Annotated in this window: 24 protein-coding genes; 9 read left to right on the top strand and 15 right to left on the bottom strand. The window is 73.9% G+C overall.

Annotated features, from left to right (window positions below):
* Positions 1–11: 11 nt before the first annotated feature.
* From DSZ44_RS12340 to DSZ44_RS12315, 6 genes are read right to left on the bottom strand one after another with little or no spacing between them, the layout of a single operon-like run.
* Positions 12–872 (bottom strand): hypothetical protein, encoded by an 861-nt coding sequence (locus DSZ44_RS12340; RefSeq protein ID WP_110852933.1) that lies wholly within the window; start codon positions 870–872, stop codon positions 12–14.
* Positions 869–1,912: a vWA domain-containing protein gene (locus DSZ44_RS12335; RefSeq protein WP_110852932.1), complete on the bottom strand. Its 1,044-nt coding sequence runs from the start codon at positions 1,910–1,912 to the stop codon at positions 869–871. The genes DSZ44_RS12340 and DSZ44_RS12335 overlap by 4 nt, the downstream gene beginning before the upstream one ends.
* Positions 1,909–2,925 (bottom strand): VWA domain-containing protein, encoded by a 1,017-nt coding sequence (locus tag DSZ44_RS12330; RefSeq protein WP_258369475.1) that lies wholly within the window; start codon positions 2,923–2,925, stop codon positions 1,909–1,911. Before DSZ44_RS12330 ends, DSZ44_RS12335 begins: the two co-directional genes overlap by 4 nt.
* Complete coding sequence (locus DSZ44_RS12325) at positions 2,925–3,380, bottom strand: hypothetical protein (protein ID WP_110852930.1); 456 nt, start codon at positions 3,378–3,380, stop codon at positions 2,925–2,927. The genes DSZ44_RS12330 and DSZ44_RS12325 overlap by 1 nt, the downstream gene beginning before the upstream one ends.
* Entirely contained in the window at positions 3,367–4,254 is an 888-nt protein-coding gene (locus DSZ44_RS12320) for a DUF58 domain-containing protein (protein ID WP_110852929.1), read from the bottom strand. Before DSZ44_RS12320 ends, DSZ44_RS12325 begins: the two co-directional genes overlap by 14 nt.
* The gene (locus tag DSZ44_RS12315; RefSeq protein WP_110852928.1) at positions 4,254–5,276 is read right to left on the bottom strand and encodes an AAA family ATPase; all 1,023 of its coding nucleotides are present in this window, start codon (positions 5,274–5,276) and stop codon (positions 4,254–4,256) included. Before DSZ44_RS12315 ends, DSZ44_RS12320 begins: the two co-directional genes overlap by 1 nt.
* Before the next feature lie 92 nt (positions 5,277–5,368).
* Here DSZ44_RS12315 and DSZ44_RS12310 point away from each other — a divergent pair, with 92 nt between their 5' ends.
* Positions 5,369–7,390 carry a bifunctional copper resistance protein CopD/cytochrome c oxidase assembly protein gene (locus DSZ44_RS12310; RefSeq protein ID WP_181424631.1) on the top strand — a complete coding sequence of 674 codons (2,022 nt, stop codon included), beginning with the start codon at positions 5,369–5,371 and terminating at the stop codon, positions 7,388–7,390.
* Positions 7,391–7,394: 4 nt separating this feature from the next.
* Here the strand turns inward: DSZ44_RS12310 and DSZ44_RS12305 are convergent, their stop codons facing one another.
* Positions 7,395–8,090, bottom strand: coding sequence for an LmeA family phospholipid-binding protein (locus DSZ44_RS12305; RefSeq protein ID WP_110852926.1), 696 nt, complete (start codon positions 8,088–8,090; stop codon positions 7,395–7,397).
* A 72-nt stretch (positions 8,091–8,162) separates the two neighbouring features.
* Between DSZ44_RS12305 and DSZ44_RS12300 the strand changes: the two genes are divergently transcribed.
* Entirely contained in the window at positions 8,163–8,792 is a 630-nt protein-coding gene (locus DSZ44_RS12300) for a UdgX family uracil-DNA binding protein (protein WP_110852925.1), read from the top strand.
* Positions 8,793–8,870: 78 nt separating this feature from the next.
* Here the strand turns inward: DSZ44_RS12300 and DSZ44_RS12295 are convergent, their stop codons facing one another.
* Both DSZ44_RS12295 and DSZ44_RS18335 read right to left on the bottom strand, forming a co-directional pair.
* A complete protein-coding gene (locus DSZ44_RS12295; RefSeq protein WP_110852924.1) occupies positions 8,871–9,551 on the bottom strand; it encodes an HAD family hydrolase in 681 nt (226 codons plus the stop codon).
* 44 nt (positions 9,552–9,595) lie between these two features.
* Complete coding sequence (locus tag DSZ44_RS18335; protein WP_181424630.1) at positions 9,596–10,414, bottom strand: hypothetical protein; 819 nt, start codon at positions 10,412–10,414, stop codon at positions 9,596–9,598.
* 162 nt (positions 10,415–10,576) lie between these two features.
* Between DSZ44_RS18335 and DSZ44_RS12285 the strand changes: the two genes are divergently transcribed.
* The 5 genes from DSZ44_RS12285 (at position 10,577) to DSZ44_RS12265 (ending at position 17,183) form a co-directional block, all read left to right on the top strand.
* Positions 10,577–11,953, top strand: a complete 1,377-nt coding sequence (locus DSZ44_RS12285) for a GntP family permease (protein ID WP_110852982.1) — start codon at positions 10,577–10,579, stop codon at positions 11,951–11,953.
* A gap of 8 nt (positions 11,954–11,961) precedes the next feature.
* Positions 11,962–12,735 carry a glucose 1-dehydrogenase gene (locus tag DSZ44_RS12280; RefSeq protein ID WP_110852922.1) on the top strand — a complete coding sequence of 258 codons (774 nt, stop codon included), beginning with the start codon at positions 11,962–11,964 and terminating at the stop codon, positions 12,733–12,735.
* An 11-nt stretch (positions 12,736–12,746) separates the two neighbouring features.
* Positions 12,747–13,760 carry an L-idonate 5-dehydrogenase gene (locus tag DSZ44_RS12275; protein WP_110852921.1) on the top strand — a complete coding sequence of 338 codons (1,014 nt, stop codon included), beginning with the start codon at positions 12,747–12,749 and terminating at the stop codon, positions 13,758–13,760.
* Between the two features lie 134 nt (positions 13,761–13,894).
* On the top strand, positions 13,895–15,946 hold the full coding sequence (locus tag DSZ44_RS12270) for a S9 family peptidase (protein ID WP_110852920.1): 2,052 nt from the start codon (positions 13,895–13,897) through the stop codon (positions 15,944–15,946).
* A gap of 49 nt (positions 15,947–15,995) precedes the next feature.
* Entirely contained in the window at positions 15,996–17,183 is a 1,188-nt protein-coding gene (locus DSZ44_RS12265; RefSeq protein ID WP_110852919.1) for a PP2C family protein-serine/threonine phosphatase, read from the top strand.
* A 19-nt stretch (positions 17,184–17,202) separates the two neighbouring features.
* On the opposite strand, the gene DSZ44_RS12260 is transcribed toward DSZ44_RS12265, so the two are convergent.
* From DSZ44_RS12260 to hisC, 4 genes are all read right to left on the bottom strand, one after another.
* Entirely contained in the window at positions 17,203–18,582 is a 1,380-nt protein-coding gene (locus DSZ44_RS12260; RefSeq protein WP_110852918.1) for a dihydrolipoamide acetyltransferase family protein, read from the bottom strand.
* Between the two features lie 8 nt (positions 18,583–18,590).
* Positions 18,591–19,607 carry an alpha-ketoacid dehydrogenase subunit beta gene (locus DSZ44_RS12255; RefSeq protein ID WP_110852917.1) on the bottom strand — a complete coding sequence of 339 codons (1,017 nt, stop codon included), beginning with the start codon at positions 19,605–19,607 and terminating at the stop codon, positions 18,591–18,593.
* Positions 19,604–20,767 (bottom strand): pyruvate dehydrogenase (acetyl-transferring) E1 component subunit alpha, encoded by a 1,164-nt coding sequence (pdhA, locus tag DSZ44_RS12250; protein WP_373681251.1) that lies wholly within the window; start codon positions 20,765–20,767, stop codon positions 19,604–19,606. Before pdhA ends, DSZ44_RS12255 begins: the two co-directional genes overlap by 4 nt.
* A 153-nt stretch (positions 20,768–20,920) precedes the next feature.
* Positions 20,921–22,009, bottom strand: coding sequence for a histidinol-phosphate transaminase (hisC, locus tag DSZ44_RS12245; RefSeq protein WP_110852916.1), 1,089 nt, complete (start codon positions 22,007–22,009; stop codon positions 20,921–20,923).
* Positions 22,010–22,060: 51 nt separating this feature from the next.
* On the opposite strand from hisC, the gene DSZ44_RS12240 reads away from it, so the two are divergent.
* The gene (locus DSZ44_RS12240; protein ID WP_110852915.1) at positions 22,061–22,435 is read left to right on the top strand and encodes a phage holin family protein; all 375 of its coding nucleotides are present in this window, start codon (positions 22,061–22,063) and stop codon (positions 22,433–22,435) included.
* A gap of 1 nt (position 22,436) precedes the next feature.
* Here DSZ44_RS12240 and DSZ44_RS12235 read toward each other — a convergent pair whose 3' ends face one another.
* Positions 22,437–23,963: a hypothetical protein gene (locus tag DSZ44_RS12235; RefSeq protein WP_110852914.1), complete on the bottom strand. Its 1,527-nt coding sequence runs from the start codon at positions 23,961–23,963 to the stop codon at positions 22,437–22,439.
* Complete coding sequence (locus DSZ44_RS12230; RefSeq protein WP_110852913.1) at positions 23,960–24,241, bottom strand: hypothetical protein; 282 nt, start codon at positions 24,239–24,241, stop codon at positions 23,960–23,962. Before DSZ44_RS12230 ends, DSZ44_RS12235 begins: the two co-directional genes overlap by 4 nt.
* Positions 24,242–24,393: 152 nt before the next feature.
* On the opposite strand from DSZ44_RS12230, the gene DSZ44_RS12225 reads away from it, so the two are divergent.
* Positions 24,394–24,894 carry a low molecular weight protein-tyrosine-phosphatase gene (locus tag DSZ44_RS12225; RefSeq protein WP_110852912.1) on the top strand — a complete coding sequence of 167 codons (501 nt, stop codon included), beginning with the start codon at positions 24,394–24,396 and terminating at the stop codon, positions 24,892–24,894.
* The last annotated feature ends 67 nt before the right edge of the window (positions 24,895–24,961 follow it).

The following is a 24,961-nucleotide window of genomic DNA, read 5'->3' as shown; positions in this document are numbered from 1 at the left end:
CGCCGGGGCGGCTACCAGTTCTGGCCGCCGCCGAACCCTCCGCCACCGCGCTCCTGCTGCTCCTGCCGGTCGCGCTCGGCCTCGCGGTTGCGGTCCTCGAGCTCCTCACGCCGGGGGTCGTCGCTCGGCTCGTCGGTGGGGTCCTGCTCGCCCGGCTCGTCGCTCGGCTCGTCGGTGGGCTGGTCGCTCGGCCCGTCGGAGGGCTGGTCGCTGGGCTCGTCGCTCGGCTCGTCGCTCGGCTCCCCCGAGGGCTGCTCCGAGGGCTCCTCCTGGGGGTCCTGCTGGTCCTCGCGGGCCTGCTGCTCCTTGTCCTCCTGGCGCTCGGAGGTCTCCTCGTTCTCCGCGGAGCTCGTGCAGGGCGCGATGACCTCCTGCGCCTCGGCGTAGTAGACCTCGGCCATGCCGGGGTCCTCGTCGTCCGTCGCGGCGACGTCCCCCATCGCCTCGATCGCCAGGGAGAGGTTGGTCCGGACCCGGCACTCGGGCGACTCCGGCGCCTTGCTGCCCTCCGGGCCGTCCGGCAGCGGACCCGCCTCGGGGACCAGGTCGAGCGCGACGCGCAGGTCCTCGACCGCGAGGAAGTGCTCCTCGGCCCGGTACTGCGCGGTGCCGCTGTTGAACCACGCCTTCCACTGCTCGGCGAAGCCGGTCCAGCGCTGCTGCGCCTGGTACTGCCGCGCCGCCTCCGGGAAGCGCAGCGCGTCGAAGTCGCGGGTGCCCAGGGCGGCGCCCAGCACCGTGCCCAGGAGCAGGGACCCGGTGACGAGGAAGGCCAGCACCACCGGCGCGGACCACGCGAGCAGCCGTCGGCGGCGGCGCAGGTGGGCGGGCAGCGGCGGGCGCTCCGGCTGCGTGACGTCCTCGGCGGTCATGCGGCGCTCCCTCCTCGGCGGGACGCGAAGGGACGGGGGAACCGGCGCGCCAGGTACCACGCCTCCCAGGCGAGCAGGACGGCGAGCACCGTGGCCGCCGGCCAGTAGACGTCCTCGTAGACGGACACCTCGCGGCGGCCGTCCTCCGCGGCGATGGTCTCGGCGTCGATGCCGGCCACGAGCCCCGACACGTCCGTGGGGGCGGTGCGGTGGGTGTAGTCGACACCGAGCTGCTCGGCCACGCGCCGCAGCTGGGTCTCGTCGATCTGCGAGACGGCCGCCGGGGAGCCGGGCTGGGTCTCGTCGAGGATCCACGGTGCGTCGGTGCCGGGGCCGGTCGTCTCGGTGCCGTCGTAGAAGCGCATCTGCCCGCCCTCGGCGGTGCCGTACCCGAGCACCGCGCCCCCGTCGACCAGGGGTGCGAGCTCCGCGTAGGACTGTGTCTCGCTGTCCCCCGTCCCGTCACCGCGGGTGTTCTCGCCGTCGGACAGGAGGAAGACGAGCCGGACGTTCTCGGGGTTGCGGTCGGCGGCGCCCTCGAGGGCGCCGCGCAGCGCCGGCAACGGACGGTCGACGGCGGAGCCCGCCGAGTAGTAGGTGATCTCCTGGACGAGGGTCTCGGCCCACGTGCTCACCGCCCGGGCGTCGGTGGTGAGAGGCAGCTGGCGCGCGGCCTGGGAGTCGAAGGTGATGACGGAGTAGCGGGCGCCCGGCATCGCCTCGACGAGCGCCTCGACGTCGTGCCGCACGCCGTCCAGCCGGGGGCGTCCGCCGTCGTAGTCCTCCGCCGCCATCGAGCCGGTGCGGTCGACGACGAAGAACATCTCGACGTTGGTCGCGACCGTCGTCGTCGTGCTCGGCACGGCCGGGCCCAGCGCGATCGCCGCGAGCGCGAGGACCATGCCCCCGCGGCGCAGCCACGCGGCGAAGGAGCCGTCCTCGGTGCGGCGGGCCCGCACGGCGGCGAGGACGCAGACGACGATGAGCGGCAGGAGGACCAGGGCGATGACCCACAGCGGCCACACGAGTCGCAGGATCATGACCGCAGCCTCCACGCGGCGAGGACCAGCCCGGCGACGCCGGCGACGGCGATCCACAGGACGGTCTCGGGCCGGTCGGTGATGACGACCTCCGGCTCGGCCTCGAGCTCCACGGCCTGCTGGGAGGCGATGTCCTCGATGATCGCGTCGACGGCGCCGGGGTCGTCGGCGTTGTAGACGAGCCCGCCGTGCCCCGTGATGGCCTGCCGGTAGGCCTCCTCGTTCTCCGGGGAGTACGCCTCGTCGGAGGCGGCGAACAGGCCGTAGAGGCGGATGTCGCGCTCGGCGGCGAGGTCGGCGGCCTCCTGGAGGCCGTAGATCGGCTCGCCGAGCACCTGGTTGTCGGTCGCGATGATGATCGAGCGGGAGCGCTCGGTGTCCGTCTCGTCGAAGGCGTAGGCGCAGGTGGCCAGGCCGTCCCCGACGAGCGAGGAGGAGTTGGGGTCCAGCGACATCGTCCCGGCGACGAACTCCTCGAGCCGGTCCAGCGCCTCGGGGGCGTGGACGAGGGCGTCGAGGTCGAAGTCCAGGGCGGTGGCGGCCGCGTCGAGCTCGTCGGTGACGAGGGCGTAGTCGTCGGTGAGCGGGAAGACGGTGCGGGAGGTCGAGTTCCACACCGACAGCGCGATCCGCTCGCCGTCGAAGCCCTCGACCATCTCGGAGAAGGTCTGGACGATCTCGGTGTCGAACTCGATCATCGAGCCGGACACGTCCAGGCACAGGACGATGTCGCGGGTGGCCAGGACCTCCGCGCGCACGTCCCGCTCGGCCGGGCGGGCGAGCAGCAGCGAGGAGCCGAGGGCCGCGACGAGCGCGAAGACACCCACCCCGCCGAGCGCGACCTGGTAGAGCCGCATCCGGCGGCGGTAGGTGGGCAGCCGGCGGAGGTAGGCGGTGTTGGCCACCCACCGCACCGACCTCGTCTCGCGGGAGTGCCGCGGCCGGAACCAGCCGAGGACCGCCGCGAGGACGACGACGCCGAGGACCACGGGGATGAGCCACGCCATGAGCATCACCACCGGCGGATCACCTCCCTGGCGCGCTGCACGGCCGTCTCGGCCTCCGCGTCGCTGCGCCGCGCGAAGGACGGCTCCTCCCACAGGTGCAGGAGGTCACCGAGCTGCGCCGTCGGGTCGTGGTCGGCGATCTCGCCGGCGGTCCACGAGCGCACGTCGCGCCCGATCCGCTCGGAGGCGAAGGAGCGCATGATGCGCGCGAGGTCGAGGTGCAGGGTGCGCACGTCGCGCTCCCCGCTGCGGTAGGCGGCGAGCGCCGCCTCGACGTCCTCCTCGTAGCGGGCGCGGCCGTCCCGGCTCAGCGGTCCCGGCTCGCGGGCACGGTCCGGGCGGCGGGTGGAGAGCAGCACGAAGGCGTACCAGGCCGCGACGGCGAGCAGCAGCACGCCGCCGAGGACCGGCACCCACGTGGAGTAGGCCTCGGGGGGCAGCAGGGTCTCAGCTCCGGACACGTCGCTGCCTCCGGAACAGGTCGAGGAGGGCGTCGACGACGTCGTCGGAGCTGGCGGCGACGACGTGCTCGACGCCGCGGCGCCGCAGCATGTCCCGCACCCGCTTCTTGCGGTTGGCCACGGCGGTGGTCGCCGCGGCGTGCAGGCGGCGGTCGCGCTGGAGGAAGGGCGGCAGCACGAGCCCGCCCTCGACGTCGGCGACGGCGCCCAGGCCGGGCGTCGTGGGCACGGCGTCGGCCACGGAGATGACCATGACGTCGTGCCGGGTGCGCAGGCGGCGCAGCGCGTCCTCGTCGCTGAGGGCGGGACGCGCCTCGTCGGTGATGAGGACGACGAGCGTGCGCCGGGTGGCCGAGGTGAGGATCCGGTCCAGGACGCGGGAGAGGTCCGAGACGGGCGCGTCCCGGGTGAGCTCGCCCTCGAGGAGGCGCAGCAGCATCTCCATGTGGCCGGTGCCGCCGCGGGCCGGGACCTGGGTGATGCGCCGCGAGTCGCCGGCCACCAGCCCGACGAGGTCCCCGCGGGCCCGCGCGAGGTAGGCGACGACGTCGGCGGCGAAGAGGGCGATCTCCGACTTGCGCTCCCCGCTCGGGGCGCTGGCGGCCATCGAGCGGCCGGTGTCCACGGCGAGGACCATCGCGAGGTTGGACTCGTGGACGAAGCGGCGGATGACCGGGTGACCGGTGCGGGCCGAGGCCTTCCAGTCGATGTCGCCGACGTCGTCGCCCGGGTGGTACTCGACCATGTCGTCGAAGTCCTGCCCGTGCCCGGTGAAGATCGAGCGGTGGTGCCCGTCGAGCAGGCCCGAGGCGCGCCGGACCGTGGGGAGGTCGAGGCGCGCGCGGACCTTCGCCAGCCGGGACGCGCTCGACATTACGGCGCGGGGACGGCGGCGAAGACGGCGTCGATGAGCGCCTCGGGAGCGACGTTGTTCGCCAGGGCGTCGTAGGTGCGCACGAGCCGGTGACGCAGGACGCTGTGGCTCAGCGCCTTGACGTCGTCGGGCACGACGTAGGTGCGGCCCTGCTGGAGGGCGTGGGCCTGGGCCACGCGCATGAGCGCGATCGCGCCACGCGGGCTCGCGCCCACCCGCACGTGCTGGGAGAACTTCGGCAGCGGCCGGGGCCCACCACCGCGCGTGGTGTTGACGATCGCGACGATGTACTGCTTGATCGACGCGTCGACGTACACCTGCGCGGCGAGGTGCTGGAGGAGCACGACGTCGTCCAGGCTGATGGGGTCGCTGCGCAGCGGCGCCTCGAAGGAGCCGGAGCTGATGCCGTCGAGGACGCTGATCTCCTCGGTGGGCGTGGGGTAGGTGAGGACCTCCTTGACGAGGAAGCGGTCCATCTGGGCCTCGGGCAGCACGTAGGTGCCCTCCTCCTCGATGGGGTTCTGCGTCGCGAGGACCATGAAGGGCGTGGGCAGCGGGAAGACCTCGCCGCCGATGGAGGTCTGCTTCTCCTGCATCGCCTCGAGCATCGCCGACTGCGTCTTCGCGCTGGAGCGGTTGATCTCGTCGAGGAGGACGAGGTTGGCGTGGACCGGCCCGAGCTGGGTGCTGAACTGGCCGGTCGCGTAGTTGAAGATCTGCGTGCCGACGATGTCGTTGGGCATGAGGTCCGGGGTGCACTGGATCCGGTGGAAGGTGCCGGAGACCGAGGAGGCCAGCGTCTGCGCGGCCGTCGTCTTCGCCAGCCCGGGGACCGACTCGAGGAGGATGTGCCCGCCGGCGAGCAGGGTGGACACGAGGGCCGTGCGCAGTGCCTCCTGGCCGATGACCCGCTGGCCGAAGATCGCGTTGACCCGCCCGAGCAGCTCCGCGGAGCGCTGGAGGTCGCCGTGCTCGATCGTGGCCGTGCTGGGCGCCAGCCCAGCGCCGCTCGGTGTCGTCATGGTTCCCCTGTCCTGGGGGCGACTGCTGCCGCCCGGTTCGCGCCGTGTACCCGCGCGAGTATGCCACCCGAGTCTGGATCTACCCTGGACGGGTGTCCACGCCCGCCCCAGCGCCCCGCCACCGTCCGGCCCTCGCCCTCGTCGGGGCCGCGGTCGCGGCGCTGGTGCTCGCCGTCGCCGGGCTCCTGTTCTCCGGCGCGGCCCAGCCCTCCGCCGTGCTCGACCCCGGCGCCGTCGTCCGCTGGGGCGTCCCGCTGGTCACCGTGGTCGCCGACGGTGCCGCGGCCGTGACGATCGGCGCGCTCGCCATGTGCGCGCTCGTCCTGCCGCACGCCGGACGCGGGGACGAGCGGCGCCGTCCGCGGGTCGCCGTCGAGGGCGCGGCGTGGTCGCTGGCCGCGCGGGTCGCCGCCGTCGCCGCCGTCGTGTGGACCCTGGCGAGCGTCGTGCGCATCGTCCTCACCTACGCGCGCACCTCCGGGCGCAGCCTGGACGAGCCCACCTTCGGTGCCGAGCTCGCCCAGTTCGTCACCGACATCCCCATGGGCCAGGCCCACCTCGTGGCCACGGTCATGGCCGCCGTGCTCGCCACGGTCTGCGTAGCGGTCGCGACGCCGACGGCGGCCGCCCTCGCCGGCGTCCTCGCCCTCGCCACCGTCGTGCCCATCGCCCTCACCGGTCACGCCGCCGGCGCGGAGGGCCACAACCTCGCCGTCTCGGCGATGTGGCTGCACATCGGGTCCATCAGCGTGTGGGCCGGCGGCCTGGCGGTGCTCTGCCTCGTCGCCCGGCGGCTCGGGGCCGACCGCGGGCCGGCCGTGCGGCGCTTCTCCACGCTCGCCGGCTGGAGCTTCGCGCTCGTCGGCGTCTCCGGCCTCGTCAACGGCGGGGTGCGCCTGGGGGCCCTCGAGGACCTCGTCAGCACCGACTACGGGCTGCTGCTCCTCACCAAGACGGTGATGTTCGTCGTCCTCGGGCTCGTCGGCTGGGTGCACCGTCGCAGCACCGTGCCGGCGGCCACGGACCGTCCTGCCGCGTTCTGGCGTCTCGCGGCGGGCGAGGTCGTCCTCGTGGGCGCCGTCATCGGTGTCTCGGTGGCGCTCGGCTCCTCCGCACCCCCCGTCCCACAGGACCCGGTGAGCCGGCCCACCCCGGTGCAGGAGATCACCGGCTACGCCGCTCCCCCGGAGCCGAGCCTCCTCGCGTGGTTCACCGAGTGGCGACCCGACGTGCTGTTCGGGATCCTCGCGGTCGCGGGCATCGGCGTGTACCTCGGCTGGGTGTATCGGCTGTACCGCCGCGGGGACCACTGGTCGCTGCCGCGCACGGCGTCGTGGGTGACGGGACTCGTGCTCTTCGCGTGGGTGACGTCCGGCGGGCCGTCGGTCTACGGCGTCGTCATGTTCAGCGCCCACATGGTCCAGCACATGCTGCTCGCGATGGTCGTGCCGATCTTCCTCGTCGTCGGCGCCCCGATCACCCTCGCCGTCCGCGCGCTGCCGGCACGCGACGACGGCTCGCGCGGGCCGCGCGAGTGGCTCCTCGCGACCGTCCACTCCCGCTGGGCGCGCTTCTTCGCCCACCCGGGGACGGCGGCGGTGAACTTCGCCGGCTCGATGATCGTCTTCTACTACTCGCCCCTCTTCGAGCTGGCGCTGAGCACCCACGTGGGGCACATCGCCATGGTCGTCCACTTCACCGCGGCCGGGTACCTGTTCGCAGGCGCCCTCATCGGCGTGGACCCGGGCCCCAGCCGCCCGCGCTACCCGATGAGGCTGCTCCTGCTCTTCGCGACGATGGGCTTCCACGCCTTCTTCGGGGTCTCGGTCATGCAGGCCACCACCCTCTTCGCCGGGGACCACTTCGGCCGCCTCGGCCTGCCCTGGGGCGTGGACGCGCTCGCCGACCAGGAGGCCGGCGGGGCGATCGCGTGGGGGATCGGTGAGCTGCCCACGCTCGCCCTCGCCGTCGCCGTCGCGATCGCGTGGGCCCGGGACGAGGAGCGCGTCACCCGCCGCACCGACCGTCAGGCCGACCGCGACGACGACGCCGCGCTGGCCGAGTACAACGCCCGGCTCGCGCAGATGGCCGGGCGCGACGGCGCCGCCCGCTGAGGGACTACCCCACCCACTCGCCGAGCTCCACGTCGCTGCCCTGGAGGCGCAGCTCGACGGCGTCCCGGCCGACCTCGAGGCGGGTGGGGACGAGCCCCTCGGGCAGGCCGGGGATGTCGATGCGGACGTCGCCGAGCAGGCCACCGACGACGTCGACGAGGTCCTGGGGAACGCTCCCGCCGCCCACCGAGACCTCCCCGAGCTCGAGGCCGATCGCGCCGTCGACGAGGACCGGGTCGAGCACCACGGCCAGGTCCAGGCCGGCCACCTCGACGCCCAGCTGCACGAGCCCGTCCGCCACGTCCACGCGCAGCGGGTCACCGGGCAGGTCGGCCGCGTCCCTGAGCGCCGACTGCAGGGTGGCGGCGGGCACCTCGGCGTTGATCTCGACCGTCTCCGCCGGGTAGGGCGCCTCCGGCGCGACGCCGCGCAGCGCCACCCGGACGTCGTGCAGCTCGAAGCCCTCGAGGAGGAGCGTCGGGGTGGTGCCGCGGACCTCGGCGAGCCGCCCGGCCACCACCTGGGTGAGGAACGGGAAGCCGTCGATCTCGACGTCGGCGTCCGGCGCCAGCTCGAGCTGCTCGCGGGCCTCCGCGAGGAGCCGGTCCTCGGTCCGGGCCACGGCCACGCGGTCGACCACCGTGCCGACGACCGCGAGCACGACGAGCAGGACGAGGACCACGGAGGCGAGGCGGCGCATGGGGACAACGGTACGGGCGCCGCAGGCCCGAGCCGACGCGCGGCGAGGCACGCCGCTGCCTACGGTGGGCCCATGGCCGCGGAGCGACCCGGCGCCCAGGAGTGGGTGCCCTCGGACGGTGACGTCGCCGCCCTGCGTGCCGCGGCGCCCGGCTGCCGGGGCTGCGAGCTGTGGGCCGACGCCACCCAGGTGGTGTTCTCCGCCGGCGAGGCCGGCGCACGGCTCATGCTCGTCGGTGAGCAGCCCGGTGACCGGGAGGACCGGGAGGGTCAGCCCTTCGTCGGGCCGGCCGGGCGGGTGCTGGCGGACGCGCTGGAGGCGGCGGGCATCGCCCGCGAGGACGTCTACCTCACCAACGCCGTCAAGCACTTCCGCTTCGAGGACCGCGGCAAGCGCCGCATCCACAAGAAGCCCGGGGCCGCGCACGTGGAGGCCTGCCACCCGTGGCTGGCGGCCGAGCGGGCCGCGGTGCGCCCCGCCGTCGTCGTCTGTCTCGGCGCGACGGCGGCCCGCGCCGTCCTGGGACGGGACGTGCGCATCGGGGACGTGCGCGGCGAGGTCCTCGACGGCGAGGACCTGCCGGTGCTCGTGACGACGCACCCCTCGGCGCTGCTGCGGCTGCGCGGGCGCGGCGGCTGGGACGAGGCCTTCGCCGAGCTGGTCACCGACCTGCGCGCCGCGAGCGCCGCGGCGGGAGGCTGACCGCCCCGACCCGAGGACAACGTGTGGACTTTGCGACCTCTGGGGTCGAAAGTCCACACGTTGCCGAGGCGAGTGGGCTCAGCCGCCCCAGGCGTGGCGCAGCGGGGAGGAGTCGAGGTCCTCGAGGATGGCGGCCACGGACCGGTAGACCGCCACGGCCCCCGCGTCCCGCAGCTCGCCCTCACCGACGCCGCCGGTGAGCACGCCGACGCACGGCACACCCGCCCGGGCGGCGGCCTCGACGTCCCACACGGTGTCGCCGACGAAGACGGCCCGCTCGGCCGGGACGTCGACCGCGTCGAGCGCCTTCTGCACGAGGTCCGGGTCCGGCTTGGCCTCCTCGACGTCCTGGGCCGAGGTGATGGCGTCGACGTCGTCTGACACCCCGAGGAGCCGCTCGAGGATCTCCAGCTCCGCGGGAGCGGCGGAGGTGGCGAGCACGACCTTCGTCCCGCGCTCCTTGAGCGCGGCGACGAGCTCGACGACGCCGTCGAAGCGGTGCACCTCCTCCGCGGCCTGCGCGTAGTACTCGGTGTGCTTCTCCTTGGCGGCCTCCCCCAGCTCGTCGACGCGGTCCCCGAGCAGCTCGGCGAGGAGCAGCTCCCCGCCCATGCCGATGGAGCGGTGGATGCGCCAGGCGTCGACCGGGTGCCCCACCTCGCGGAAGGCCCGGGCCCAGGTGAAGGTGTGGACGTAGTTGGAGTCGGCCAGGGTCCCGTCGATGTCGAGCAGGACGGCACCGGGTGCGTCAGTAGGCATGGACCCGTTGCTACCCCAGCCGGGAGCCGGCCGCATCCGCTCCGCTACTCCTCCGCCTCGTCGGCGGCGTCCAGACGCGTGCTCATGTCGCTGTACCAGGCCAGCGCGTCCATCCCCTCCAGGCCGAGCTCGCTGGCGACGGCGAGGAGCACCTGCTCCCGCTCGGCCTCGAGCGCGTCGCCGAGGGTGACGTCGGGGCCGGCGAGCGCCTGCTGCAACCGCCGGGCGAACCACTCGGCGACCTCCACCGCGACCGGCGAGGCGTGCTGCGCGGCCATGTGCTCACCCTCGACGAGCACGAGCTCGACCGCCTGCACGGCCCGGCGCATCAGCTCGTGGTCCTCCAGCCGCGCGCGCAGGTCCTCCGAGACCTCCTGGAGCGCACGTGCCCGGCTCTCCGCGCGGACGTGGTCGAGCAGCCCGGCCAGGTCCCCCTCGGGTGGCAGGCCCAGCCGCAGCTGGGCACGGCGCACCTCGCCCAGGCCGGGGATCGCGGCCACGGCGGCGTCGAAGACCGGCACGACCGCCTCGACGGCGGAGCGGGCGCGGGAGAGGTAGACCTCGCGCACGCCCTCGGTCAGCCGGTCCCAGGTGTCGCTGCCCGCTGCCTCCCGCAGCGCCAGGCGCCGCGCCGCCTCGGGGACGGCCTGGTCGACGACGTCGGCGAGCAGGTCCGCCGGGTCGTCGGTGCGGTCCTCGCGCGGCTCGGCGGCGAGCTCGGCCCGCAACCGGTCACGCTCCTCCCGAAGCCAGTGGATCTGGCGCTGCGCCGCGGACAGGGCACGCGCCAGCTCGACCTCGACCGAGCTCGCCGGCTCGGCGAGGAGCTCCTCCTGCTCCGGTACGCCGTCGTCGACCGCCACGAGGCCCACGCTAGCGGCCCCGGCATCCCCGCGACCGGGCAGACGCGGCGAGTCGCGCCTACCTCTTGGGTGTGTCGGCCGTCACCGATACTGTGCGAGGCAGCGTCGACGGCGCTGCCCCGGCGGGGGAGCCGGGGCCACGACACTGAGGGGGCTCCCGTGATCGAAGGTTGGACTCAGACATTGGGGGCCGGGCCGCTGCTGCTCATCGCAGCCGGCGCGATCGCCCTCATCCTCGTCCTCGTCATCGTCTTCAAGCTGCACGCGTTCCTCACGCTCATCCTCGTCTCGCTGCTGACGGCGTTCGTCACGGGGATCCCGGTCGGCGAGATCGTGCCGGCCCTCGTGACGAACTTCGGCGGCACGCTGGGGAACGTCGCCCTCCTCATCGCGCTGGGTGCGATGCTCGGCAAGCTCATCGAGCACAGCGGCGGTGCCCGGGTGCTCTCGGAGAAGATGGTGAGCATCTTCGGCGAGAAGCGGGCCCCGCTGGGGCTGGGCATCGCGTCCCTCGCCTTCGGCTTCCCGATCTTCTTCGACGCCGGCCTCATCGTCATGCTGCCGATCATCTTCGCCGTCGCCCGCCGGCTGGGGAACAACGTCCTGCTCTACGGCATCCCCGCCGCGACGGCCTTCTCGGTCATGCACGTCTTCGTGCCACCGCACCCCGGCCCGGTGGCGGCCTCCGAGCTCTACGGCGCCGACGTCGGCCTCGTGCTCGTCGTCGCGATCGTCCTCGCCTTCCCGGTCTGGTATCTCGCCGGCTACCTCTGGGGCACGTTCGTCGGCAGGCGAGTCGTCCTGCCCGTGCCCGCGCTCTTCGGCAGCACCGACGACGACCGCCAGGTCAACCCGCCGAGCGTCACGACCGTCGTCGGGATCCTGCTCCTGCCCCTCGTCCTCATCTTCCTCAACACGGGCCTGGACTTCCTCGGCACCGCCGGGGTCGTCGACGAGTCCGAGACCTGGGTCCAGCTCCTCGCGTCCATCGGCACCGCTCCGGTGGCCCTGCTCATCTCGGTGATCGTCGCCCTCTTCGTGCTCGGCAACCGTCGCGGCGAGCACGGCACCGCGCTGGAGAAGATCGTCGACTCGGCCCTCGGCCCGGTCGCCTCCGTCATCCTCATCACCGGTGCCGGCGGCATGTTCGGCGGGATCCTGCGCCTGTCCGGTATCGGCGACGCGTTGGCCGACGTGCTCGGGGACACCGGCATCCCGGTCATCCTCGCCGTGTGGCTCATCGCCGTCATCCTGCGCGTGGCGCAGGGTTCGGCGACGGTCGCCCTCGTCACGGCCGCCGGACTCATGGCGCCGGCCGTCGCGGCCGGAGGCTTCAGCGAGATGCAGGTCGTCGCGATCACCCTCGCCACCGCGGCCGGGTCCGTGTTCGCCAGCCACGTCAACGACTCCGGCTTCTGGCTGGTCGGCCGGCTCATGGGGATGGACGTCAAGACCACCCTCAAGACGTGGACGGTCCAGCAGACCATCCAGTCGATCGTCGGCTTCCTCTTCGCCCTCGCCGTCTTCGCGATCTTCTAGGGGCGGGCATGACCAGCACCCTGTTCGACCTCACCGGCCGGCTCGCGCTCGTCACCGGCTCCTCCCGCGGCCTGGGACTCGCGCTGGCCACCGGCCTGGCTCAGCACGGCGCCCGGGTGGTCCTGCACGGACGCGACCGTGAGGCGCTCGCCCGCGCCCGCGAGCAGGTCGCCGCGGCCGGGGACGGCGCGCAGGTGCCGGCCGTGAGCTTCGACGTCACGGACGCCGCGGCCGTGCGGGAGGGCGTCGCGACGCTTCTCGCCGAGCACGGCGTGCCCGACGTCCTCGTCAACAACGCCGGCATCCAGCGCCGCGCACCGTTCAACGATTTCGACCCGGGTGACTGGGACGACGTCGTGGCGGCCAACCTCAGCAGCGCGTTCTACGTCTCCCAGCAGATCGCCCGGGGGATGGCCGAGCGCGGGTCGGGCAAGGTGGTCAACATCGCCTCGGTCCAGTCCCAGCTCGCCCGGCAGACCATCGCGCCCTACTCGGCGACGAAGGGCGGGCTCGTCATGCTGACCAAGGGCATGGCGGCCGACCTCGCCCGCTTCAACATCCAGGTCAACGCGATCTCCCCCGGCTACTTCGCCACGGAGATGAACCGGGCGCTCGTCGAGGACGAGGACTTCACCCGCTGGGTCGTGGACCGCACGCCGGCCCGCCGCTGGGGCCGCGTCGAGGAGCTCGTCGGCACCCTCGTCTACCTGTGCTCGGACGCCGCGAGCTTCGTCTCGGGGCAGAACGTCTTCGTCGACGGCGGCATGACCGCCGTCGTCTAGGAGGAGGCCTCGTGCGCGCGATCGTCATCAGGGGCAAGGAGGACCTCAAGCTCGTCGAGGTCCCCACGCCCGAGCCCGGGCACGGTCAGGTCCGGCTCCGGATGGCCTACGCCGGCATCTGCGGATCGGACCTCCACTACTACGACGACGGCGCGAACGGGGCCTTCGTCGTGCGCGAGCCGCTCGTGCCGGGCCACGAGGTGTCCGGGACGGTGGACCTCGACCCCTCCGGCGAGCTCCCCGCCGGCACGCCGGTGACCGTCCACCCCGCCACCTTCGGCGTGGTGCGTCCCGGCGTCGAGGACCGCCCGCACCTGTGGCCGGGCGGGGCCTACCTCGGCAGCGCCTCCACCTGGCCGCACACCCAGGGTGGGATGAGTGAGTACCTCCTCGTCGACCGCTCGATGGTGCGGGTGCTGCCCGCCTCGCTGCCGCTGCGACGCGCCGCCCTCGCCGAACCGCTCGCCGTCGGGATGCACGGCGTCGCCCTGGCCGGCGGGGTCGAGGGACGGCGCGTGCTGGTCACCGGCGCCGGGCCCATCGGGCTGCTCACCGCCGCGGCCGCCCTCGCCGGGGGCGCCGCCGAGGTCACGGCCACCGACGTGCTGCCCGGGCCGCTCGAGCGCGCCCGCGCCCTCGGCGTGCACGCCACCATCGACGTGACTCGCGAGGACGTCCCGGCCGAGACCTACGACGTCGTCCTCGAGTGCTCCGGCGTGCCCGCGTCGATCAACACCGCCTTCCGCGCGGCCCGGCGGGCCGGGGTCCACGTCCAGCTCGGGATGGTGCCGGACGAGCCCACGGGCCTCAACCTCGCCCCCGTCATCTCCAAGGAGCTCACCGTCCACGGCTCCTTCCGGTTCAGCGACGAGATCGACGCGGCGGTCGCGCTGCTGGACGCGCAGCCGGGCATCGAGCAGGTCGTCACCCACGAGCTGCCCGCCGAGCGGGCGGTCGAGGCCTTCGCCGTCGCCCGCGACTCGCAGGAGTCCGGCAAGGTCCTCGTCACCCTCTGGCACGACTGACCCCCAGCCGAGTACGCACATCCGGTCACCTCGGACGGCCGGCACCCGCGCGCCCGTGACCGTAGGTGCGTACTCGCGGGGGAGGGGGACGGGACGCGGGCGGGGTGGCACGGGTCACGTGATAGGACAGGTCCGTGAGCGACACTCCTTTCCACGACCTCGACGACTACATCGCCCTGCCCCGCCTCGGCGGGCTGGCGATCTCCCCGGACGGGCAGCGGCTCGTCACCACGCTGAGCGCCCTGAACGAGGACCGCACCCGCTACCAGCCGGCCCTGTGGGAGGTGGACCCGGCGGGCGAGCGCCCCGCCCGCCGCCTCACCCACGGCCCGAGCGGGGAGTCCCAGCCGACCTTCACCGCCGACGGCGACCTCCTCTTCGTCGCCAAGCGCGGCACCGACGACGACGCGACGCCCGCCGTCTGGTCGCTGCCCTCGGCCGGGGGCGAGGCGAGCATGCTCGCCGCCCACCCCGGCGGGATCTCGGGCGTCAGCGCGGCCGCGCGCGCCGCCGTCGTCGTCGTCGTGGCGAACACGCTCCCCTCGGCCGGCGACGTCGACGAGGACCACCGCCTGCGCACGGAGCGCACCGAGCGCAAGGTGAGCGCGATCCTCCACAGCGCCTACCCGGTGCGGTACTGGGACCACGACCTCGGCCCGGACCTCCCCCGCCTCTACGCCGCCGAGCCGGCAGGCGACGAGAAGCGTGAGGACGACGCCGCGCCCCGCGGGAGCCACGCCCTGCGCGACCTCACCCCCGCCGCGGGCGGCGCGCTCACCGAGGCGTCCACCGACCTGGCGGCCGACGGCAGCTTCCTCGTCACGACGTGGAACGTGCCCGTGGCGCGGGGCGCCGTGCGCACCCAGCTGTGCCGCGTGGACCTCGCCGACGGCGCCCGCACCGTCCTCGTCGACGACACCGACGCGGAGGTCGGTGGCCCGCGGGTCAGCCCCGACGGCCGGCTCGTCGCCTACGTGCGCGAGGCGCTCAGCACGGCCGAGCAGGCGCCGCACATGTGGGTCGAGGTCGTCGACGCGACCGGCGGGCAGTCCCGCGCCCTCACCCGCGAGTGGGACCGGTGGCCCGCCCAGCTGCAGTGGCTGCCCGACTCCTCGGGACTGCTCGTCGTCGCCGACGACGACGGCCGCTCGCGCCTCTTCCACGTCGCCCTCGACACCGGTGCGGTCACCCGGCTCACCGACGAGGGCGCGCTCAGCGACGTCGTCGTCGCCCCGGACGGGACGGCCGCGTACGCGCTGCGCGCCTCGTACGAGTACCCGGCCGAGGTCGTGCGCATCGACCTCGCCGACCTCACCGGCCCGGTCGAGGTGACGGCGCTGGCTGGGCCAGTCGAGCGTCCGGCCCTGCCGGGCACCCTCACCGAGGTGGAGACCACCGCCGCGGACGGCGCGCGGGTGCGGGCCTGGCTCGCGCTGCCCGAGGGCGCCGGCCCGGACGCCCCGGCGCCCCTGCTGCTGTGGATCCACGGCGGACCGCTCGGCTCGTGGAACTCGTGGTCGTGGCGGTGGAACCCGTGGATCATGGTCGCGCGCGGCTTCGCCGTGCTGCTGCCGGACCCGGCCCTGTCGACCGGCTACGGGCAGGACTTCGTCCAGCGCGGCTGGGGCGCCTGGGGCGCGGCCCCCTTCACCGACCTCATGGCGGTCACCGACGCGGTGGAGGAGCGCGCCGACATCGACGCCTCGCGCACCGCCGCCATGGGCGGCTCCTTCGGCGGCTACATGGCCAACTGGGTCGCCGGGCACACCGACCGCTTCCGCGCCGTCGTCACCCACGCGAGCCTGTGGGCGCTGGACGCCTTCGGGCCGACGACGGACGCCGCCTGGTACTGGGGCCGGGAGATGTCCCCGGAGATGGCGCTGGCCAACTCCCCGCACCTGCACGTGGGCAACATCCGCACCCCGATGCTCGTCATCCACGGCGACAAGGACTACCGCGTGCCGATCGGCGAGGGCCTGCGGCTCTGGTACGAGCTGCTCGCCTCGTCCGAGCTGCCGGCGGACGAGAACGGCGCGAGCCCGCACCGCTTCCTCTACTTCCCCGACGAGAACCACTGGATCCTCACCCCGCAGAACGCCAAGGTCTGGTACGACGTCAACCTCGCCTTCCTCGCCGAGCACGTGCTCGGCGAGGAGCCGGGAGACCTGCCCCACACGCTCGGCTGAGCGCTACGCGGCTCCGTCCTCCAGCGCCGGAGCCGCGTAGGCTGCGGGCGTGAACCACGACGACCCGGACAAGGCAGTGCTGGCCTTCCTGACCACGCTCCTGGACGGGTCGCACCGCGCCACGCCCGACCAGCTCGCCGCCGTCGTCGCCGACGCGGGGCGGATGCTCGGCTGGGACCTCAGCGCCCACCTCGTGACCTTCGACCAGCGGTGGCTGGTCCCGCTCGGCGACGGGAGGGAGGAGCTCGGTCTCGACACCCCTGCCGGGCAGGCCTTCCGCACCATGCGGCCGGTCCACGACGGCGACACCTCCTGGGTGCCGCTGCTCGACGGCGTGGAGCGGCTCGGGACGCTCACCGCCGTCCGGCAGCCCGGCGGCCGGCGGCCGGCCGACCACACCGCCACGCTGCGGTGGGCGTCCCTGCTCATCGGTCACCTCGTGGCTGTCATGACACCCTACGGCGACAACATCACCCGGACCCGCGGCGGCGCGAGCCGCACCGTCGAGGCCGAGCTGCTGTGGAACCTGCTGCCGCCGCTGACCTACGCCTCGGACGACGTCGTCATCACCGGTCTCCTCGAGCCCAGCGAGCGCGTGGCCGGGGACGCCTTCGACTACGCGGTCCACGGCACGTGCGTCGACCTCGCCCTCTTCGACGGCGCCGGTCACGACCTCACCTCCGGGCTCCTCACCTCGGTGGTGCTCGCCACCTACCGCAACCAGCGACGGCGCGGGGCCGACCTCGGCGACTGCGCCCGCGAGATCGACCGGGTCCTCGCCGAGCAGACCGACTCGGCCGGGTACGCCACCGGCGTGCTCGCCCGGCTCGACACCGCCACCGGGGTGCTCCACTACCTCAACGCCGGCCATCCCCACCCGCTGCTGCTGCGCGACGGAAAGGTGCTGGAGGTGCTCGACCACTCCGGCCGCCCCCTGTTCGGGCTCGGCGGGCAGGAGGCGACCGCCGGAAGGGTGCAGCTGCGCCCCGGCGACCAGGTGGTCCTCTTCACCGACGGCATCACCGAGGCCCGCGACGACGCCGGGGTGTTCTTCGGCCTCCAGCGGCTCATCGACCTCATCGAGCAGCACGACTCCGTCGCCACGCCGCCGCCCGAGACGCTGCGGCTGGTGCTCCGCGACGTCCTGGACCACCAGCGCGGACGTCTCCAGGACGACGCCACCCTTCTCAAGATCCAGTGGTCGCCGGGGGGCGGCAGGGAGCTCCTCCCCGCCTAGCGTCTCTCGCGCGGACCGTCTAGCTCCAGACGAGGCCCATGTCGGGGTTCTCGAGCACCCGGGCCACGTCCGCCAGCACCCGTGCCCCGAGCTCGCCGTCGACGAGTCGGTGGTCGAAGGACAGCGCGAGCTGGGTGACCCAGCGGGGCTTGACCTTCCCCTTGTGCACCCACGGCTGCTTGCGGATCGCGCCGAACGCGAGGATCGCCGACTCCCCCGGGTTGAGGATCGGGGTGCCGGTGTCGATCCCGAAGACCCCGACGTTCGTGATCGTCACGGTGCCGTCGGTCATGTCCCGCGGCGTCGTGCGGCCGGCGCGCGCGGTGGCGGTGAGCCCGGCGATCGCGCCCGCGAGCTCGTGCAGGTCCAGCCGGTGGGCGTCCTTGATGTTGGGCACGACCAGCCCGCGGGGTGTGGCCGCCGCGATCCCGAGGTTGATGTAGTGCTTGTAGACGATCTCCTGGGCCTCGTCGTCCCAGGAGGCGTTGATCTCCGGGTGGCGGCGCACGGCGAGGAGCAGCGCCTTGGCGGCGAGGAGGAGCGGGGTGACGCGGACGTCGCCGAAGGCGCGGTCCTCCTTGAGCCGCGCGACGAGCTTCATCGAGCGGGTGACGTCGACGGTCTGGAAGACCGTGACGTGCGGGGCGGTGAAGGCGGAGTTGACCATCGCCTCGGCGGTCCGGCGGCGCACCGAGCGCACCGGGACACGGGTCTGGCGCCCGTTGGCGGAGACGACGCCGTCGGCCAGCCACGGCTTGTCGTCACCCGGGTAGGTGGCCAGCTCCTCCGCCTCGAACCGCTTGGCGTGGGCGAGGACGTCCTCGCGGGTGACGATCCCGCCAGGTCCGGTTGCCGCGACGGCGGTGAGGTCGACGCCGAGGTCCTTGGCGAGCTTGCGCACCGGCGGCTTGGCCAGCACGGCGGGCGAGACGCCCGCGCGGGCCGGCGTGTCCGCGCGTCGCTCCGCGGGGGCCGCCGGGGTGGCGGGCACGCCGGGGGCGGCCGACTCGTCCTGGGCGGCCGCCGCGCCGGCGACGGGGGCGGAGCGGCGCCGACGGCGGGCGGTGGAGCCCTCCTTCGTCCCCGAGCCCACGAGGACGTCACCGCTCGTCGAGGCCGCGGCGGGGGCGCCGTCGTCGGCGGCCGGACCGCCCGGGTCGACGTCGATGACGACGATCGGTGTGCCCACCGGGACCGTCTCGCCCTCCCGGACGAGGAGCTCGGTGACGACCCCCGCCCAGGGGACGGGCAGCTCGACGAGGGACTTGGCCGTCTCGATCTCGACGATCGTCTGGTTGACCTCGACCGTGTCACCCACGGCGACGCGCCACTCGGCGACGTCGGCCTCGGTCAGGCCCTCACCGACGTCGGGAAGCTTGAACTGCTGGTAGCTCGGCACGGGTCCTCCTAGTACGCCATGGCGCGGTCGACGGCGTCGAGCACCCGGTCGAGACCCGGGAGGTACTCCTCCTCGTGCGCGGAGGCCGGGTAGGGCGTGTGGAAGCCGCCGACGCGCAGGACCGGCGCCTGGAGGCTGTAGAAGCACTCCTCGGTGACACGGGCGGCCAGCTCGGCGCCGGGGCCGAGGAAGGTCGTGGCCTCGTGGGCGACGACGAGGCGACCGGTGCGACGCACCGAGTCGGCGACGGTGGTGACGTCGAGCGGGGACAGGGAGCGCAGGTCGAGGACCTCGAGCTCCTGCCCGTCGGTCGCGGCGACCTCCGCGGCCCGGAGCAGGGTCTTGACGGTGGGGCCGTAGCCCACGAGCGTCGCGTCGCGTCCGGCGCGCACGACCCGGGCGCCGTGGAGGCCGGTCGTGACGCCGGCCTCGCTGAGGTCCACGGGCGCCTCGACGTCGACGTCCTCGCGGTCCCAGTACCGAGCCTTGGGCTCGAAGAAGAGGACCGGGTCGGGCGAGGCGATCGCCTGCTGGATCATCGTGAACGCGTCGCTGCTCGTGGCGGGCGACACCACGCGCAGGCCCGGGGTGTGCGCGAAGAGCGCCTCCGGCGACTCGCTGTGGTGCTCGATGGAGCCGATCCCGCCGCCGTAGGGCACCCGGATGACGACCGGCACCTCGACCCGGCCACCGGAGCGGTAGCGGAGCTTGGCCAGCTGGGTGGTGATCTGGTCGAAGCCGGGGAAGATGAAGCCGTCGAACTGGATCTCGCACACGGGCCGGTAGCCGGCCATCGCCAGGCCGATCGCGGTGCCGATGATCCCGGACTCTGCCAGGGGCGTGTCGACGACGCGCTGGGAGCCGAACTCGGCCTGCAGGCCGTCGGTCACCCGGAACACCCCACCCAGGGCGCCGATGTCCTCGCCCATGAGGAGGACCGTCGAGTCGCGCCGCATGGCCGCGCGCAGCCCGGCGTTGACGGCCTTGGCGAGCGGGAGGGAGGTGGCGGTGGTCGTCGCCGTCATCGGTCGGCCTCCGCGAAGGACTGCTGGTAGTCGGTGAACCAGGCGCGCTCGGCCTCGACCTGGGCGTGGGCGGCGCCGTAGACGTGGTCGAACATCGCCTCCGGACCGACCGGCGTGAGGGCCCGGCAGTACTCGCGGGTCGACTCGCCGAGCTCGTCCGCGGCGGCCGTCACCTCGGCGAGGAAGTCGTCGTCGGCGTGGCCCTGGTCGGTGAGATAGGTGCGCAGACGGGCGATCGGGTCACGCTCGCGCCAGTAGTCCTCCTCCGCGCTCGTGCGGTAGCGGGTGGGGTCGTCGGCGGTCGTGTGCGCGCCCATCCGGTAGGTGTAGGCCTCGATGAGGGTGGGACCCCCGCCGCTGCGGGCACGGTCGAGCGCCTCGGCGGTGACCGCGTAGCTGGCGAGGACGTCGTTGCCGTCGACGCGCACCGAGGGGATGCCGACGCCCGTGCCGCGACGGGCGAGCGGGACGGTGGTCTGGCCGCTGGCGGGCACCGAGATCGCCCACTGGTTGTTCTGGCACACGAAGACGACCGGCGCCTGGGTCACCGCCGCGAAGACCATGGCCTCGTGGACGTCCCCCTGGGAGGTGGCGCCGTCACCGAAGTAGACGACGACGGCGCGGTCCCGCTCGGGGTCGCCGGTGCCGACGTCGCCGTCGCGCTGCGCCCCCATGGCGTAGCCGGTGGCGTGGAGCGTGTGGGAGCCGATGACGAAGGTGTAGAGGTGGAAGTTGTGGGCCGCCGGGTCCCAGCCACCGTGCTCGACACCACGGAAGACCCGCAGCAGCTCGCGCATGTCCATGCCGCGGGTGTGGGCGACGGCGTGCTCGCGGTAGGAGGGGAAGGCGAAGTCTCGCGGGCGCATCGCGCGGCCCGAGCCCACCTGCGCGGCCTCCTGGCCCAGGCTCGGCGGCCACAGGCTGAGCTCGCCCTGGCGCTGGAGCGCGGTGGCCTCGGCGTCGAAGCGGCGCGCGAGCACCATGTCGCGGTACAGGCCGCGCAGCTCGGCGGGGCCGAGGCCGGCGACCCAGCGGTCGTAACGACTGTGGTCGAGGCGACGACCCTCCGGGTCGAGAAGCTGGACGAGCATGTCGGGATCTGCCGGGCTGCTCGCCTCAGGCCGCGGTGTCAGCGTGTCCATGGTGGTGACCACCTCCATCGGTCCTGCCTCCTCTGCGCCCGGGGGTCGGCCCCGAACCTACGCCAGCGTAGGCTACGGAACCGTAACTTAGGCTTGTAGGGGGTCTACAGAACCGGGCGCCGGCACTTGTGCAGCGCCGGGCACCCGTTGTCGGAAGCGACAACGCCCCCGTCAGAGAGCGCGCGAGCGCTGCAGCGCGAGCCACTCCCCGGCCAGCCGCAGGACGAGGTCGTTGCCCTCGACCTCCCCGATGCTCACCCGCACGCCCTCGCCGTCGAAGGCGCGCACCATCGCCCCGGTGCCGGCCGCCTCACGGGCGAAGGAGGCGGAGTGTCGGCCGATCCCCAGCCAGTAGAAGTTCCCGTGGGACTCCGGGACGGTCCATCCCATCTCGCGCAGGGCGGCCAGCACACGACTGCGCTCGGCGACCACGCGCTCGCACCGCTCGGCCACGGCGTCGGCCTCTCGCAGGGCGGCGAGCGCGGCTGCCTGGGCGAGGGCATTGACCCCGAAGGGGGTGGAGGCCGTGCGCAGCCCGCGCGCGAGGCGCGGTCGGGCGACGGCATAACCCACCCGCAGGCCCGCCAGGCCGTACGCCTTGGAGAAGGTGCGCAGCACGAGGACGTTCTTGAACTCGGCCGCGAGCGCCAGCCCGTCCGCGGCCGCGCCGTCGTGGACGTACTCGACGTAGGCCTCGTCGACGACGACGAGCACCTCGCGCGGCACGCGGGCGAGGAAGGCGCGCATCTCGTCCTCGCGCACGACGGTGCCGGTGGGGTTGTTGGGGGTGCACACGAGGACGACCCGGGTGCGGTCGGTGACGGCGTCGGCCATGGCGGACAGGTCGTGGCTGCCGTCCTCACGCAGCGGGACCGGGACGCTGCGGGCGCCGGCAACCTGGACGGCGATCGGGTAGGCCTCGAAGGACCGCCACGCGTGGACGACCTCGTCACCGGGACGGCACGCGGCCTGGAGCACCGTCTCGAGGACCGCGACCGACCCGTTGCCGACGACGACGCGCTCGGCGTCGACCCCGACGTGGCCCGCGATGGCGGCGGTGAGCGCGGTGGCTGCCATGTCCGGGTAGCGGTTGAGGTCAGCGGCCGCGTCGATGACGGCGCTGAGCACCGCCGAGGACGGCGGGAAGGGGTTCTCGTTGGAGGAGAGCTTGTACGCGGACCGTCCCGCTGGCGGGCGCTGACCCGGGACGTAGGCCGGCAGGGAGTCGATGTCCGCGCGGAAGCGGAACGCTGGAGCCATGCCGCCATGATCGCACTCCCGCGGACGCCCCAGGCGTGACACCATCCCCGCATGCGATTCCTCGTGCGACTCGTCGTCAGCTCCGTGGCCATCTGGCTCACCTCCCTGCTCCTCGACGGGGTGTCCCTCACCTCGGCCGAGGGCTGGGACCAGGTGCTCGTCGTCGGCGCCGTCGGCCTGGTCTTCACGCTCGTCAACCTCGTCGTCAAGCCGGTGGCCCACGTCCTGGCCCTGCCGCTGACGATCCTCACGCTCGGCCTGTTCGTCCTCGTCGTCAACGCGCTCATGCTCCTGCTCACGAGTTGGCTGACGAGCTTCACCGACTGGGGCCTGTTCGTCGACGGCTTCTGGTGGGCGCTGCTGGCGGCGCTCGTCATCTCGATCGTCAGCGGCATCCTCAACGCGGTCGTGCCGGGCAAGGACTGACTCACCCCCTCTCCAGCGTGAAGCGGGTGGCCGTGACGCGGTCGCCCGGCCGGCCCGAGACGTCCGCGAGCCGCTCGGAGAGGTGCGTGACCGACCGCTCCTCGGCCTCCAGCGCCAGGTGGGCCGTGCGGGCGTACTCGGCGATCGAGTGCGAGTCCGTCGGCGGGACCTCCAGCCGGGTCACCCCGGTGGTGCCGGTGGCGAGCGAGCGGCTGACCGTCGTGCGTCCCTCCTCGGCCGGGTTGGAGGTGCCGTCGAGTCCGACGAAGGGGTCCTCGAGGTGCTCGAGGTGGAGCACCTCCGTGCCCACCGGGGTGGGAAGGTGGCCGACCGGTGATCCGGCGGTGACGACGGTGGTGATGGAGTAGCGCATCCGCACGAGCGGGTCGGCCGCGAGACGCATGGCCACCAGTCCGCCCTGGCTGAAGCCGACGACGGCGACCGCCTCCCCGGGCCGGACCCCCGCCAGCCGCAGCGCCTCCGCGGCCCCGATCTCGACGTCGCTCACCAGGCCTGCGTAGGTCTCGACGTTCGTGAGGTTGTCGACGGGGTTGCGGCTTCCGGGAGCCATCGCCTGCGTGCTCGGCAGGAGGAGGGTCCACGAGCGTGTGCCGTCGGCGTGGTCGACGCGCCGCACCTCGAGGGTGCCCGGGACGGCGCCGTGGTCCTGGTGGACGCTGTGGAGGCTGTCGACGACGGCGGGCAGGTCCGGGGCCGGGGACACCTCGCTGGGGCGGGAGACCGTGAGCGTGAGGTCGTCGGCGCTGCGCGGACGCCGGCCGGTGAGGGAGTGGAAGGCGGTGACGACCGGGATGACCAGCCGCTGGGCGCCCGTGAGCGTGGCCGGGTCGATCTCACGCCCGTCGTAGCTGAAGGGCCTCGGGGCGAGGAACCAGGGCACGACGTTCTGCCCGTGCTCCCCCAGCTCCCGGACCGCGACGTCCAGGGCGATGCCGTCCGGCGGGAGGTCGTCGTCGCCGTGGACGAGGTTGACGATCTCAGCGAGCGCGTCGGCGGCTCGGCCGAGCGTGCTCGTCGGCTCCATGCCCGGCAGCCGCCCCACGAGCGTGAGCCGGTCGGCGACGGCGAACACCGCCTCGTGGGGCACGAGGAGCATGCGGAGGAAACCGGTCCACGACGGCCCGGGCGCCTGGGCGCGGGCCGCGAGCTCGGCCTCCTCGTACAGGAGCCGGGCGTATCGCAGGGACAGGAGGAGCTCGAGGACCTCGTCGCCGAGCCGGCGCACGCCCCACCCGCCGTCGAGCGCGTCCTCGACGGCGGACTGTGCGGCGGCGGCGAGAGCCGGGGACCAGGAGGCGTCCAGGGCGAGGTCGCGCCGGGCGGCGGTGAGGGCGCTCTCGAGGTGGCCGACCTCCCCGCGCAAGCCGTCGAGCAGGGCGTCGATCGCCCGCAGCTCCTCGACGTCCACGCGGGTGGCGCCGACCCCTCCGCGCACGTGCACGGAGGTACGACGGCGGGCATCGGCCGCCGCGCCGTCGGCGTCATGGCTGTGGAGCAGGGCGGTCACTGGTCCTCCCAGGCCTCGGCGACCGCCGCGGCGAGGGCAGCGGCCCTCTGCTGGGCGGTCGCGAGGAGGTCGCCGAGCCGGTGGGTGTGGAGGAGCAGGTCCCCGAGCCGGGCCGAGAACTCGTCCGCGGCGGGTGAGTGCCACTGCTCGGGGTAGGCCGCGCGCAACGTGCCCTCGACAGCGCCGAGGACCCCCGCGGCGCTCACGACGCTCGCGCACCCGTCCCCCGCCCCGCCCCACCCCTCCACGACGACCGGGGTGCAGCTGCTCGTGCTCATCTCGCCCTCCTGCGGCTCGTCCTGCCCCGAACCTAGGGCCGGTACCGGACGGCGGTGCGGGCCGCCGTCGTCCGCTGGGGACGCGCCGGGCGCGGCGGTGGCCTGTTGCGCACCCGGTGGCCTTCCCCGGCGCCCCGGGCGAGAATGCGGCCATGTCGCGCTTCACCGTCTCCTTCGTCTGCACCGGCAACATCTGCCGCTCCCCCATGGGCGAGGTGATCCTCCGCGACCTCCTCGAGCGGGAGGGTCTCGCCGACCGGGTCCAGGTCGTGTCGGCGGGGACGGGAGACTGGCACGTCGGCGGGCCGGCCGACCCGCGTGCCGTCAGCACGCTCAAGCAGTACGGGCTGGACGGCGAGAGCCACCGTGCCCAGCAGTTCGCCCGGGAGAGCTTCGCCGACGTCGACCTCGTGCTCGCACTCGACCGGGGCCACGAGCGCGCGCTGCGCACCCTCGCCCCCACCCCGGAGGACGCGGACAAGGTCCGGCTGCTGCGCAGCTTCGACGAGAGCGCCGTCGCCACCGGCGAGCTCGAGGTGGACGACCCCTACTTCGGCGAGGACGCCGACTTCGTCAACACCTACGAGGAGGTGCTGCCCGCCTGCGAGGGCGTGGTGGCCCACCTCAGGGAGCAGCTGTCCCTCACCCGCTGAGCGCGGGAGCCGGGACGCCGCGTGGACGGGGCGGCTCGCGGCGCTCAGGCTCTGGGAGACTGGGGGC

Origin of the sequence: Georgenia satyanarayanai (assembly GCF_900116375.1) — a bacterium.
Classification (GTDB): Bacteria; Actinomycetota; Actinomycetes; order Actinomycetales; family Actinomycetaceae; genus Oceanitalea; species Oceanitalea nanhaiensis.
This window is presented reverse-complemented; position numbering and strand designations above follow the sequence as displayed.